12 protein-coding genes are annotated in these 12,202 nt (G+C 61.4%); 5 read left to right on the forward strand and 7 right to left on the reverse strand.

From position 1 onward, the window contains the following. Nucleotides 1-140: 140 nt before the first annotated feature. Nucleotides 141-1,289: an NAD(P)/FAD-dependent oxidoreductase gene (locus PspR76_RS30300; RefSeq protein ID WP_159961090.1), complete on the reverse strand. Its 1,149-nt coding sequence runs from the start codon at nt 1,287-1,289 to the stop codon at nt 141-143. A gap of 36 nt (nt 1,290-1,325) precedes the next feature. After that, nucleotides 1,326-1,493, reverse strand: a complete 168-nt coding sequence (locus tag PspR76_RS30305) for a rubredoxin (RefSeq protein ID WP_003213373.1) — start codon at nt 1,491-1,493, stop codon at nt 1,326-1,328. 195 nt (nt 1,494-1,688) lie between these two features. Here PspR76_RS30305 and PspR76_RS30310 point away from each other — a divergent pair, with 195 nt between their 5' ends. Together PspR76_RS30310 and ubiA are read left to right on the forward strand one after the other, a co-directional pair. Then, a complete protein-coding gene (locus PspR76_RS30310; protein ID WP_159961092.1) occupies nt 1,689-2,252 on the forward strand; it encodes a chorismate--pyruvate lyase family protein in 564 nt (187 codons plus the stop codon). After that, a complete protein-coding gene (gene ubiA / locus PspR76_RS30315; RefSeq protein WP_159961103.1) occupies nt 2,252-3,142 on the forward strand; it encodes a 4-hydroxybenzoate octaprenyltransferase in 891 nt (296 codons plus the stop codon). Before PspR76_RS30310 ends, ubiA begins: the two co-directional genes overlap by 1 nt. A 101-nt stretch (nt 3,143-3,243) precedes the next feature. On the opposite strand, the gene PspR76_RS30320 is transcribed toward ubiA, so the two are convergent. Continuing rightward, nucleotides 3,244-3,624 (reverse strand): COG4315 family predicted lipoprotein, encoded by a 381-nt coding sequence (locus PspR76_RS30320; protein ID WP_159961105.1) that lies wholly within the window; start codon nt 3,622-3,624, stop codon nt 3,244-3,246. Nucleotides 3,625-3,778: 154 nt separating this feature from the next. Between PspR76_RS30320 and phoB the strand changes: the two genes are divergently transcribed. From phoB to PspR76_RS30335, 3 genes are all read left to right on the forward strand, one after another. Next, nucleotides 3,779-4,468 (forward strand): phosphate regulon transcriptional regulator PhoB, encoded by a 690-nt coding sequence (phoB, locus tag PspR76_RS30325; protein ID WP_003195617.1) that lies wholly within the window; start codon nt 3,779-3,781, stop codon nt 4,466-4,468. Nucleotides 4,469-4,550: 82 nt separating this feature from the next. Beyond that, on the forward strand, nt 4,551-5,837 hold the full coding sequence (phoR, locus tag PspR76_RS30330; protein WP_218175199.1) for a phosphate regulon sensor histidine kinase PhoR: 1,287 nt from the start codon (nt 4,551-4,553) through the stop codon (nt 5,835-5,837). 269 nt (nt 5,838-6,106) lie between these two features. Next, complete coding sequence (locus PspR76_RS30335) at nt 6,107-7,447, forward strand: hemolysin family protein (RefSeq protein ID WP_159961116.1); 1,341 nt, start codon at nt 6,107-6,109, stop codon at nt 7,445-7,447. Between the two features lie 149 nt (nt 7,448-7,596). Here the strand turns inward: PspR76_RS30335 and PspR76_RS30340 are convergent, their stop codons facing one another. The 4 genes from PspR76_RS30340 to pstA all read right to left on the reverse strand — a co-directional run bounded on the left by PspR76_RS30340 (nt 7,597) and on the right by pstA (nt 12,196). Beyond that, on the reverse strand, nt 7,597-8,499 hold the full coding sequence (locus tag PspR76_RS30340) for a response regulator (protein ID WP_159961117.1): 903 nt from the start codon (nt 8,497-8,499) through the stop codon (nt 7,597-7,599). Nucleotides 8,500-8,666: 167 nt separating this feature from the next. Beyond that, entirely contained in the window at nt 8,667-9,428 is a 762-nt protein-coding gene (gene phoU, locus PspR76_RS30345; RefSeq protein WP_159961118.1) for a phosphate signaling complex protein PhoU, read from the reverse strand. A gap of 71 nt (nt 9,429-9,499) precedes the next feature. Continuing rightward, entirely contained in the window at nt 9,500-10,333 is an 834-nt protein-coding gene (pstB, locus tag PspR76_RS30350) for a phosphate ABC transporter ATP-binding protein PstB (protein ID WP_017135801.1), read from the reverse strand. Nucleotides 10,334-10,525: 192 nt separating this feature from the next. Then, entirely contained in the window at nt 10,526-12,196 is a 1,671-nt protein-coding gene (pstA, locus tag PspR76_RS30355; RefSeq protein WP_159961119.1) for a phosphate ABC transporter permease PstA, read from the reverse strand. Between the last annotated feature and the right edge of the window lie 6 nt (nt 12,197-12,202).

The raw sequence follows: 12,202 nt of genomic DNA on the forward strand, positions 1-12,202 counted from the left end.
GTGGAGCAGCGCCCAAGGCGCCGCAGGCTCTACTCTGCGGCAGACGGGAGTGAGGATGGCATGCCCTCGCACGCTCCGCCAGTCTCGCGGCGACCTTTCTGGCGGTAAGAACGTGCTGATTCCGACAGAACGACCAGTATTTACGCCAGTAACGGCGGGAGTTCCTTGTTCAGGGCCAGTTTTTCCATCACGGCGCTGCCGGTCAGCGCATAGCCCAGCAGGCGGCCGCTGGCGTCGCGGCACAAGGCCTTGATGTCGGCGCCCTGCCCTTCGACGCTCCATACGCCTTCGGTGCCGCGTGGCGGTGGCGAGACCACCAGCGGGCAGATCGGGGTTTTCACGGTGATCGGCATCGGCCCGTAGCTGACCGCCGTGGCGTTGCCCGCCAGGGTCTGGGCCAGGGCGCGGGCGCAGCTCATCAATGGCATCACGTACAGCAGGTTCAAGCCGTCGACCTCGGCGCAATCGCCCAGGGCGTAGATGTTGGCGTGGGAGGTCTTGAGGTGGCGGTCCACCATAATCCCTCGGTTGATCTGCAGGCCTGCGGCGGCGGCGAGGTCCACGCGCGGGCGCAGGCCGATGGCTGAGACCACCAGGTCGCAGTGGATCACTTCACCGTCCGACAGGTGCGCTTCCAGGCCGTCAGCCGTGCGCTGCAGGCGGTTGAGCACCGGGCCGAGGTGGAAGCGCGCGCCGAGGCCCTCCAGCCCGGCTTGCACCGCTGCGGCGGCTGCCGGGTGCAGCAGGGTCGGCATGACTTGCTCGCACGGCGCCACCAGGTCGATTTCATAGCCGCCAAGGATCAGGTCGTTGGCAAACTCACAGCCGATCAGGCCGGCGCCGAGCAACAGCACGCGGCGCTTGCCGGACGCAGCGGCACGAAAGCGTGCGTAATCTTCGAGGTCGTTGATCGGGAAAATGAGTTCAGACGCGTCGCCTTCGACCGGAACACGCACAGTCTCTGCGCCCCAGGCCAGGATCAGGTCGCGATAAGCCACCGCTTCTTCGCCGATCCACAGGCGCTTATGGCCCGGGTCGATGCCGCTGATGCGCGTGTGGGTGCGCACTTCGGCCTTGAGTTGCTCGGCCATGGCGCCCGGTTCGGCCATGCTCAGGCCGTCAGCGTCCTTGTTCTTGCCAAAGCCGGTGGAGAGCATGGGCTTGGAGTAGGAGCGCCCGTCATCTGCGGTGATCAGCAGCAATGGGGTCTCGCTGTCGAGCTTGCGAAATTCCCGGGCCACGTTGTAACCGGCCAATCCTGTGCCGATGATCACGACAGGTGCGTTCATTCCTTTCTCCTTGTAGTACGTTTCTTAAACTTCGAATTAGCCGATTTCGATCATTTCGAAATCCATTTTGCCCACGCCGCAATCCGGGCACAGCCAGTCTTCCGGAACGTCCTGCCACAGAGTGCCCGGCGCGATACCGTCATCCGGCCAGCCGTCTTTTTCGTCATAGATCAGGCCGCAGACTACACATTGCCACTTCTTCATTACTTGCTTCCTCAGGGTCCAGGCATCTTGGCCGACGGTCGATAGATCAACATTGCCGTGCGGCTCAGGGCGTTTTGTACTGATCGGGGCCGGCAGATGCAAGCGTGATCGACGCATGGGGCCGGTTCAGCCCGGCAAAAGTCCGGGGCGCCATGGTAAGCTCGCCGCCTCTTTTGCTGCCGATACTGACTCACCGTGCCGCACTCAATCGACTTTCCCGATGCTTGCCAATGGCTGACCCAGAGCCTTCTGAGCCCCCTGCCCGCGCCTTTGACCCTCAACTGGCTGTTCGACGAAGGCTCGCTGACGCGCCGGCTCACGTGGCTGTCCAACGACGGTTTCAGCGTGACGCCGTTGTTCGAAGGCTGGCAACCATTGCGTGACGATGAATGCGCCGCGCTGGGTCTGGACCCGGCAACTGTCGGTTGGGTGCGCGAAGTGTATTTGCGTGGGCACGGCCAGCCGTGGGTATTTGCGCGCAGTGTGGCGGCGCGCAGTGCCTTGCAGGGCGACGGCTTGCACATGGATGAGCTGGGCAGCCGCTCATTGGGCGAGCTGCTGTTCTGCGACCGCGCCTTCACCCGCCAGGCCATCGAGGTGTGCCACTACCCACGGCAATGGCTGCCGTCTGCGGACCAGGCCGACGGTTTGTGGGCCCGCCGCTCGCGTTTTGATCGCGGGTCACTGAGCGTGCTGGTGGCAGAAATCTTCCTGCCGAGCCTGTGGCAAGCGGTGCATGAACACCCGGAGAACTGCTGATGTATCAACGTCTGCTCAAATCCCTGAACCACCTGAACCCCAGGGCCTGGGATTTTATTCAGCTGACCCGCATGGACAAGCCCATCGGCATCTACCTGCTGTTGTGGCCGACGCTGTGGGCGCTGTGGATCGCCGGCAAAGGCTCGCCTTCTTTTATCAACATCGTGATTTTCGTCTTGGGCGTGGTGCTGACCCGCGCCGGCGGCTGCGTGATCAATGACTGGGCCGACCGCAAAGTCGACGGCCATGTGAAGCGCACCGAGCAACGCCCGCTGGTGAGCGGCAAGATCAGCTCGAAAGAGGCGCTGGTGTTTTTTGCGGTGCTGATGGGCATCAGCTTCCTGTTGGTGCTGCTGACCAATGCCACCACCATCCTGCTGTCACTCGGCGGCCTGGCGCTGGCGGCGAGCTACCCGTTCATGAAGCGCTACACCTATTACCCGCAGGTGGTGCTGGGTGCGGCGTTTTCCTGGGGCATGCCCATGGCGTTCACCGCCGAGACCGGCCACCTGCCCGCCACGGCGTGGCTGCTGTACATCGCCAACTTGCTCTGGACGGTGGGCTACGACACCTATTACGCCATGACCGACCGCGACGATGACTTGAAGATCGGCGTGAAATCCACGGCTATTTTGTTTGGCGATGCAGACCGCGTGATCATCCTCACCCTGCAAGGCCTGTCGCTGGTGTGCCTGTGGTTGGCGGGCCTGCGGTTTGAGCTGGGCGGCTGGTTTCACCTGGGGCTGCTGGCGGCGGCAGGCTGCTTTGCCTGGGAGTTCTGGTACACCCGGGACAAGGATCGGATGAAATGCTTCAAGGCGTTTTTGCACAACCACTGGGCGGGGTTGGCGATTTTTGTCGGGATTGTGGCGGATTACGGGTTTCGGTAATTCAGTGCTGACGCCATCGCGGGCAAGCCCGCTCCCACATTTGGACCGCGTCCTCCTGTGGGAGCGGGCTTGCCCGCGATGATTTCAGCGGCTCCTCGAAATCAAGGCTTGGCGACTTTCCAGGCCCCGTCCATTTTGCCTTCACCGGTCATGTCACCGGCCTTTTTGTCCATGACGAAGGTGTAAAGCGGCTTGCCGCTGTAGGCCCATTGGCTTTTTTGATCATCACGGGTAATCACGGTCCACTTGCCCATCGGCTTGTCGGTGGATTCAGCCATCAACGGCGGCCAGTTGGTGGCGCACTTGTCGTTGCACATGGATTTGCCATCGGCGTCCTTGGCGAAGGTGTAGAGCGTCATGCCCTTGTGGTCCACCAACATGCCGTCTTTGGTCATTGCCGGGTCGGCGGCAAATGCCAGTGTCGGCAGCGTCAACGCGGCCGTTACCAGCAGGGCTTTCCAGGAAACATTGCAGTTAGTCATCGGAACCTTCCTTTTGTGGTTGTCAGGATTCGGACCCAAAGGGTAGTTCAGAGTGCCGTTAATTGCCCAAGCGACTAAATTACTGTCACACGACTGCAATAATTCCGTTATCTAATGCGGCGCAAGACAGTTAAATGACAAGAGGATTTTGAGCATGGTTGGCAGGAGCATTCTGATCGTTGACGACGAAGCGCCCATTCGCGAGATGATCGCCGTTGCGTTGGAAATGGCCGGCTATGACTGCCTGGAGGCGGAGAACTCCCAGCAGGCCCATGCCATTATCGTCGACCGCAAGCCGGACCTGATCCTGCTGGACTGGATGCTGCCCGGCACCTCCGGCATCGAACTGGCCCGCCGCCTCAAGCGCGATGAGCTGACCGGGGACATCCCGATCATCATGCTCACCGCCAAGGGCGAAGAGGACAACAAGATCCAGGGCCTGGAAGTCGGCGCCGATGACTACATCACCAAGCCATTTTCCCCACGGGAGCTGGTCGCTCGTCTGAAAGCCGTACTGCGCCGCGCCGGGCCGACTGATGGCGAAGCCCCGATCGAAGTCGACGGCCTGATTCTGGACCCGATCAGCCACCGCGTAACCATCGACGGCAAGCCGGCCGAGATGGGCCCGACTGAATACCGCCTGCTGCAATTCTTCATGACTCACCAGGAACGCGCCTACACCCGCGGCCAGTTGCTCGACCAAGTGTGGGGCGGCAACGTGTACGTGGAAGAGCGCACGGTTGACGTGCACATCCGCCGCCTGCGCAAAGCCTTGGGCGATGCCTACGAGAATCTGGTACAAACCGTGCGCGGCACCGGCTACCGCTTTTCCACCAAAGGCTGAGCCAGCCCTTCCCTTTCCTTAACAGCTGACAAGGACGCATGTTTAAGTGAACCAGAACTGGCATGGCACCCTGATCCGCCACATGCTGCTGTTGATCACCGGCTGCCTGGTGGTGGGTTTGGTCAGCGGCCAATACGGCTGGAGCCTGGCCGTTGGTATCGGCCTATATTTGGGCTGGACGCTCAAACAGCTGCTGCGCCTGCATGAATGGCTGCGCCAGCACAAACCCGATGAAGCGCCACCCGACGGCTACGGCCTGTGGGGCGAGGTGTTCGACAGCATCTATCACCTGCAACGCCGTGACCAACGTGTACGGGGGCGCTTGCAAGCGGTGATCGACCGCGTACAGGAATCCACCGCCGCGCTCAAAGACGCAGTGATCATGCTCGACAGCGACGGCAACCTGGAATGGTGGAACCGCGCCGCCGAGACCCTGCTGGGCCTCAAGACGCCCCAGGACAGCGGCCAGCCAGTCACCAACCTGGTGCGCCACCCGCGCTTCAAGGAGTACTTCGAACAGGAGAACTACGAAGAAGCGCTGGAAATCCCCTCGCCCACCAACGACCGCGTGCGCATCCAGCTGTACCTGACGCGCTACGGCAACAACGAGCACCTGATGCTGGTGCGCGACGTGACCCGCATCCACCAGTTGGAACAGATGCGCAAAGACTTCGTCGCCAACGTCTCCCACGAGCTGCGTACACCGTTGACGGTGATCTGCGGCTACCTGGAGACGCTGCTGGACAATGTCGACGAGATCAACCCGCGCTGGAGCCGTGCCCTGCAGCAGATGCAGCAGCAAGGTTCGCGCATGCAAACCCTGCTCAACGACCTGCTGTTGCTGGCCAAACTTGAAGCCACCGATTATCCGTCGGATAACCATCCGGTGGCGGTGCAGAGCCTGTTGCAGACCATCAAGAACGACGCCCAGGCGCTTTCCGGCGAGCGCGGGCAACAGATCACCCTGGAAGCCGACCCGCTGGTGCTGCTCAAAGGCAGCGAAGGCGAGTTGCGCAGTGCGTTTTCCAATCTGGTGTTCAACGCGGTGAAGTACACCCAGGACAAGGGCAATATCCGCATCCGCTGGTGGGCCGACGAACACGGTGCGCACCTGAGCGTGCAGGACTCCGGCATCGGCATCGACGCCAAGCATCTGCCGCGCCTGACCGAGCGTTTCTACCGCGTCGACTCCAGCCGCAACTCCAACACCGGCGGCACCGGGCTGGGCCTGGCCATCGTCAAGCATGTGCTGTTGCGCCATCGCGCACGGCTGGAAATCAGCAGCGTGCTGGGGCATGGCAGCACGTTTACCTGCCACTTTCCACCGGTGCAAATGACCCGCTCTCGGGTGATCGGCACAGATGAATAACCCGAAAACAACACAACCTTAAATGTGGGAGCTGGCTTGCCTGCGATAGCGGTGGGTCAGCTGAAAACAGGTCAACCGACCGTCCGCTATCGCAGGCAAGCCAGCTCCCACATTGGATTTGCATCGTCTCCAGGAATGTATTCCAGGCCCCACCCGGCAGCGGGCACTAGGCAAGCGCCCCGTCAGCCGCTACATTGGCCGACTTGCGCCTGTCTTTCAGGCCCTTCTGTCACTCCTTATTGAACACACGGAACCTGCAAAAGCCCATCATGGACCCTTCCCCTGGTATCACCCTCGCTACGCTCTTCGCCGACTTCGGCATGATTCTTTTTGCACTGATCCTGGTACTGCTCAACGGTTTCTTCGTTGCGGCGGAATTTGCCATGGTCAAACTGCGCGCCACCCGGGTCGAGGCCATCGCCCACAAGAACGGCTGGCGTGGGCAGATCCTGCGCACCGTGCACAGCCAGCTCGACGCCTACCTGTCGGCCTGTCAGCTGGGTATCACCCTCGCCTCCCTGGGCCTGGGTTGGGTCGGTGAGCCGGCGTTTGCGCACATCCTTGAGCCGTTGCTGGGCGCCGTGGGCGTGCAATCGCCGGAAGTGATCAAGGGCGTGTCGTTCTTTGCCGCCTTCTTCGTGATTTCCTACCTGCACATCGTGGTCGGTGAATTGGCGCCTAAATCCTGGGCCATCCGCAAACCCGAGCTGCTGTCGCTGTGGACGGCGGTGCCGCTGTACCTGTTCTACTGGGCGATGTACCCGGCGATCTACCTGCTCAACGCCAGCGCCAACGCCATCTTGCGTATCGCCGGCCAAGGCGAGCCTGGCCCGCACCATGAGCACCATTACAGCCGTGAAGAACTCAAGCTGATCCTGCACTCCAGCCGTGGCCAGGACCCGAGCGACCAAGGCATGCGCGTACTCGCCTCCGCCGTGGAAATGGGCGAGCTGGAAGTGGTCGATTGGGCCAACTCCCGCGAAGACCTGGTGACCCTGGACTTCAACGCCCCGCTCAAAGAAATCCTCGCGCTGTTCCGCCGCCACAAATTCAGCCGCTACCCGGTGTATGACGCGGTGCGCAACGAGTTTGTCGGCCTGCTGCACATCAAGGACCTGCTGCTGGAACTGGCGGCGCTGGACCACATCCCCGAGTCGTTCAACCTGGCCGAGCTGACCCGCCCGCTGGAGCGCGTGTCGCGGAACATGCCGCTGTCGCAACTGCTGGAGCAGTTCCGCAAAGGCGGCGCGCACTTCGCCCTGGTGGAAGAAGCCGACGGCAAGATCATCGGCTACCTGACCATGGAAGACGTGCTGGAAGTACTGGTCGGCGATATCCAGGACGAACACCGCAAGGCCGAGCGCGGCATCCTCGCCTACCAGCCGGGCAAACTGCTGGTGCGTGGCGACACGCCGCTGTTCAAGGTGGAACGCCTGCTGGGCGTCGACCTGGACCACATCGAAGCCGAAACCCTGGCCGGGCTGATCTACGACACCCTCAAACGCGTGCCGGAAGAGGAAGAAGTGCTGGAAGTTGAAGGCTTGCGCATCATCATCAAGAAGATGAAAGGGCCGAAGATCGTGTTGGCCAAGGTGTTGTTGCTGGATTGATCACCAACGCCTTCGGCTAAACAAAGAAGATCAAAATGTGGGAGCGGGCTTGCTCGCGAAAGCAGAGTGTCAGTCACCGAAGATGTTGACTGATAAACCGCCTTCGCGAGCAAGCCCGCTCCCACATTGGTTATGGGGCGCCGTGTAGATCACGCACCCGGCACAAAGTGCTTTTGCGCCGTGCCGCGTGCGATCAGGCGGGAGATGTAGTCGAGCTTCTGAGCGTCCTGGTCGATGAACCGGAAGGTCAATTGCAGCCAGTCGCTGTCGGGCTTGGGCTCGTAGGCGACGATGGCGTGCAGGTAGCCGTTGAGGCGCGCGACTTCGGCGTTGTCGCCTTGCTCAAGGTCGAGTACCGCGCTTTCCAGCACTTGGGGCAGGACTTCACCGCGACGCACCACCAACAGCGCCTCCTTGATGCTCAGCGCCTTGATCACGCACTGCTGGGTGCCGCTGGACAGACGCAGTTGGCCCTGGCCACGACCACCCGCCGGCGAGGCGGCCGGCGCTGCCTGCACGGGCGGGCTGTTGAGCAGGCCTTTGCTTGGCGCGGCCGCCACTGGTGCCGGTTTGACGGCTTCAGGCTTGCCGCCGGTCAGGGCGCTCAGGGAATCGTTGCCGAAGGCTGAGTTCATTTTTGTCGGTGCGCTGGCGATCAGGGCGTCAAGGCGGCCAATCTTGTGCAGGGCCTGCTTGACCTTGTTCAGCAACTGCTCGTTGGTGAATGGCTTGCTGACGTAGCCGGAAACCCCGGCCTGGATCGCCTGGACCACGTTTTCCTTGTCGCCACGGCTGGTCACCATCACGAACGGCATGGCCTTCAGGTGCGGCTGTTCACGGCACCAGGTCAGCAGTTCCAGGCCTGACATTTCGGGCATTTCCCAGTCGCACAGCACCAGGTCGAAGGTCTCGCGCATCAGGATGGATTGCGCCTTTTTGCCGTTCACCGCATCTTCAATCTTGATCCCGGGGAAGTAGTTACGCAGGCACTTCTTCACCAGGTCGCGGATAAACGAGGCGTCATCCACCACCAACACACTGACTTTACTCATCGACCCTTCATCCTATAAAAACTTCGGCACGCAAAACGCCTGACTGATAGCATTTTGCCAAAACTCGCTGGTCACAGAAGGACTTTATTGCTCCTGCTGCGCAAAAAATTCAGATGCCGCAAACGAAAACGCCCGACCAATGGCCGGGCGTTAATTTCTCGGGCAACTTACTTATCGTCAGGTACGCCCGGAACATTAGGGATTTGATCGGCTGTGCCTTCAACTTCGGCTTTCATGCGCTTGAGGCCCATGTGCCGTACGTCGGTGCCGCGCACCAGGTAGATGACCAGCTCGGAGATATTGCGCGCGTGGTCGCCGATACGCTCCAGCGAACGCAGCACCCAGATAATGTTCAAGACCCGCGAGATAGAGCGTGGGTCTTCCATCATGTAGGTGGCCAGCTCGCGCAGCGCGGTTTTGTATTCGCGGTCGATGGTCTTGTCGTACTGCGCCACCGACAGCGCCAACTCAGCGTCGAAGCGGGCAAAGGCGTCCAGCGCATCGCGCACCATGTTGCGCACCTGGTCGCCGATGTGGCGCACTTCCACATAACCACGCGGCGCTTCGCCTTCTTCGCACAGCTGGATGGCGCGGCGTGCGATCTTGGTGGCTTCGTCGCCAATGCGCTCCAGGTCGATCACCGACTTGGAAATGCTGATGATCAAACGCAGGTCGGAGGCCGCCGGCTGGCGACGCGCCAGAATGCGCAGGCATTCTTCGTCGATGTTGCGTTCCATCTGGTTGATCTGGTCATCGATTTCACGCACTTGCTGGGCCAGGCCCGAGTCGGCCTCGATCAGCGCGGTGACGGCGTCGTTGACTTGCTTCTCCACCAGCCCGCCCATCGCCAGGAGGTGGCTGCGCACTTCCTCAAGCTCGGCGTTGAACTGCGCGGAGATGTGATGGGTAAGGCCTTCTTTGCTAATCATGTTGGCGTCCTTGGAACGTCCGGTAAGGTGCGGAGAACCGCAGCATTCAGTGCAATCAGAACCACCGCGTTCTAGCCGTAACGACCGGTGATGTAGTCTTCGGTCTGCTTCTTCGCCGGATTGGTGAACAGGGTATCGGTGTCGCCGAATTCCACCAGTTTGCCCATGTACATGAACGCGGTGTAGTCGGAAACCCGAGCCGCCTGTTGCATGTTGTGGGTCACGATGACGATGGTGAACTTGGATTTGAGCTCGTAGATCAGCTCTTCGACTTTCAGCGTCGAGATCGGGTCGAGAGCCGAGCACGGTTCGTCGAGCAGCAGCACTTCCGGCTCCACGGCGATGGTACGGGCGATCACCAGACGTTGCTGCTGGCCGCCGGACAGGCCGAGTGCCGAGTCGTGCAGGCGGTCTTTGACCTCATCCCACAGTGCCGCGCCTTTGAGGGCCCACTCAACGGCTTCGTCGAGGATGCGTTTTTTGTTGATGCCCTGGATGCGCAGGCCGTAGACCACGTTTTCGTAGATGGTCTTGGGGAACGGGTTGGGCTTCTGGAACACCATGCCTACACGGCGACGCAGCTCGGCCACGTCTTCGCCCTTGCGGTAGATATTGGTGCCGTAGAGGTTGATCGCACCTTCTACGCGGCAACCGTCGACCAGGTCGTTCATGCGGTTGAAGGTGCGCAGCAACGTGGACTTACCGCAGCCGGACGGGCCGATGAAAGCGGTCACGCGCTGTTTCGGGATGTTCATGCTGACGTCGAACAGCGCCTGCTTTTCACCGTAGTACAGGCTAAGGCCCGGCACTTCGATGGCCACGGTTTCCTGGGCCAAGCTCAGGCTCTGCTTGTCGCGCCCCAGGGCCGACATGTTGATGCCGTGGGTGTGGGTTTCGTGTTGCATGGGATGCTCCCTGTGCTACCAATTCGTTTCATTGAACCGCCGGGGCGGTTTACTCAAATTCTGTGTCTGGCGCCAATTCCTGTGGGAGCTGGCTTACCTGCGATGCGGGCGACGCGGTCTTTCAGGAACACTGCGGTGATGCTATCGCAGGCAAGCCAGCTCCCACACAAGCCAGCTCCCACAGGGGTCCACTTAGCTGTCCAGCGCCTTGTATTTCTCGCGCAGGTGGTTACGAATCCATACCGCCGACAAGTTCAGCGTGGCAATCACCAGCACCAGCAGCAAGGCAGTGGCGTACACCAATGGCCGTGCAGCTTCGACGTTGGGGCTCTGGAAGCCGACGTCATAGATATGGAAGCCCAAGTGCATGATCTTCTGGTCCAGGTGCAAGTATGGGTAGTTGCCATCCAGCGGCAGCGACGGCGCCAGCTTCACCACACCTACCAGCATCAGCGGCGCCACTTCACCGGCGGCGCGGGCCACGGCGAGGATCATGCCGGTCATCATCGCCGGGCTGGCCATCGGCAACACGATCTTCCACAGCGTTTCCGCCTTGGTCGCGCCGAGTGCCAGGGAACCTTCGCGCACGGTGCGAGGAATCCGCGCCAGGCCTTCTTCGGTCGCCACAATCACCACCGGCACCGCCAGCAGCGCCAGGGTCAGCGAGGCCCACAGCAGGCCCGGCGTGCCGAACGTCGGTGCCGGCAGGGCTTCGGCGAAGAACAGGCGGTCAACCGAACCACCCAGTACATACACGAAGAAGCCCAGGCCGAACACGCCGTAGACAATGGCCGGTACGCCCGCCAGGTTGTTCACCGCGATGCGGATGATGCGCGTCAGGGCGTTCTGCTTGGCGTATTCACGCAGGTACACCGCCGCCAGCACACCGAACGGCGTCACGATCATCGCCATGATCAGGGTCATCATCACGGTGCCGAAGATCGCCGGGAAAATCCCGCCTTCAGTGTTGGCTTCACGCGGGTCGTCGCTGAGGAATTCCCAGACCTTGCTGAAGTAGAAACCGACCTTGGTCAGCGTGCCCATGGCGTTCGGCTGGTAGGCGTGCACCACTTTGCCGATGCCGATTTCGATTTCTTTGCCGTTGGCGTCGCGGGCGGTCAGGGCGTCACGGTTGAACTGAGCGTGCAAGTCGGCCAGGCGCGCTTCGATGTCCTGGTAACGGGCATTCAATTCGGCGCGGCCACTGTCCATATCAGCTTGGGCGGTGGCGTCAAGCTTGCCTTCCAACTCCAACTTGCGACCGTGCAGGCGGATGCGTTCGAGGCCGGCGTTGATCGCGCCGATGTCGGTTTTTTCCAGGCTCTTGAGCTGGGCAGCCAGCTTGTTCACGCGGTCGACGCGGGCTTGCAGCTCCGGCCACGCGGCCTCGCCTTCGGCGATGACCTTGCCGTCCTGTTTGACGTTGACCAGGGTGCCGTAGAAATTGCCCCACTCACGCCGCTCGATGGCCATCAGGTTCGCAGGCTTGGTCTGGTCCTTGAGCCACTCGCCGACGATCCAGGTGAAGTCGTTGCCGTTCAGGTCGCGGTTGCCGACCTTGATCAGCTCGCGGGTCATGAATTCCGGGCCCTGGTCGGGCACCGGCAAGCCGGCGCTTTTCAGGCGCTCGCGCGGTACTTCTTCCTTCTGCACCACTTCGCCGATGACGATATGGTTTTCCTGGCCCGGCACGTTGTAGTTGGCCTGGATCAGGTCGGCCGGCCAGAAGTGGCCCAGACCACGCACGGCAATCACGGCCAGCAAACCAATGGTCATGATGACCGCGATGGACACCGCGCCACCGCTGATCCAGACGCCGGGGGCGCCGCTCTTGAACCATCCATTCAGGGAGTTCTGTTTCACAGACTT

It is taken from the genome of Pseudomonas sp. R76, from assembly GCF_009834565.1.
GTDB lineage: Bacteria > Pseudomonadota > Gammaproteobacteria > Pseudomonadales > Pseudomonadaceae > Aquipseudomonas.